General features: G+C 25.5%; 1 protein-coding gene. It reads right to left on the bottom strand.

The genetic code is table 11. The annotated features are described in order from the left end of the window. A partial coding sequence (locus GBG18_RS15480; protein WP_193311194.1) for a hypothetical protein occupies positions 1-432 on the bottom strand: 432 nt, incomplete at both ends.

Genomic DNA, 432 nt, shown 5'->3' with positions numbered 1-432 from the left:
ATAAGGAGAATCTTTACTTGAGGCTACAATTAAATTACCATAAATATGATCCTCATCATTATCCAAAGATTGATTACACATTACTGGATTTGACTTTAAAATGGTTCTAATAAGTTTACTTACTCTTTTAATTTCAGATTTACCATTAAGTTCATTAAAATGATAAAGAATTTTTTCATTGAGAATTTCTTTATCTTCTTCTTTTTTTAAGACATTATCATCAATAACACTAATATAAACTCTTTTTTTAGCAAAAATAGGTCTTATTATGTCATTTACTAAAATATCTGATGTTTCACTATCTCCAATAAGGACGACGGCAATGTTACTTTTCTTTGGATAGGAACTTAACAACTCCATAAAAAAGTTTGTTTGTTGTGCATCTTTAAATGAGGTATTTATAAATTCTTCAATAAAACTACTCTTATTAAC

It is taken from the genome of Poseidonibacter ostreae (assembly GCF_009208075.1).
GTDB classification, from domain to species: domain Bacteria; phylum Campylobacterota; class Campylobacteria; order Campylobacterales; family Arcobacteraceae; genus Poseidonibacter; species Poseidonibacter ostreae.
The sequence above is the reverse complement of the archived record's forward strand: the minus strand, read 5'-3'. Positions and strand labels throughout refer to the sequence as shown.